This window comes from Lysobacter daejeonensis GH1-9 (assembly GCF_000768355.1).
Taxonomy (GTDB): Bacteria; Pseudomonadota; Gammaproteobacteria; order Xanthomonadales; family Xanthomonadaceae; genus Aerolutibacter; species Aerolutibacter daejeonensis.
In genome coordinates, this window is record NZ_AVPU01000087.1 from 1 (window position 1) to 459 (window position 459).

Sequence of the window (459 nt, forward strand, 5' to 3'; positions counted from 1 at the left end):
CGGCTCGGCTTAATTCAGGCGTTAGGCATGCTTATGACCCTACTTGCGGCCACATTTCTTACAGCGGCACTTGCTGGCGCTGGCAGTTCGCAAGCGAGCACCTGCGTCATCCAGTTTGCAAGTGGCGACTCCCACAGCAGCATCTCGCAGCACTTCGCGATTGCATTGGAGGGGGCCGTGCACGGGGTCAGAACTTTAAGCCTTGCGCAAACCAATGGCGCTTTCGATATTGAGTTCTATCTGGTGGGTGCACCGGCCAACAACATCCGGGCCTATCCGAAAGATGACAGGTTCCGCGTGTTCTACGTCTTGAAGGGTCAAGAGGAAAGGTTCATCTCTGCAGATGTCTTGAGTTGCTCGGGAAATGGCTCAGAGTGCGCGGCATCTGCTGCAAGGAGGCTTGCGGAGGCCTGCGCCCGCATGCCTAACAGTTCATTCAAGTCGAAGCCACTTCGTGGC

Annotated in this window: 1 protein-coding gene; it reads left to right on the forward strand. The window is 56.4% G+C overall.

What is annotated here, in order from left to right:
• Positions 1 to 27: 27 nt before the first annotated feature.
• Positions 28 to 459: hypothetical protein (locus N800_RS16400; protein ID WP_232227694.1), on the forward strand; the 432-nt coding region annotated here is incomplete at its 3' end.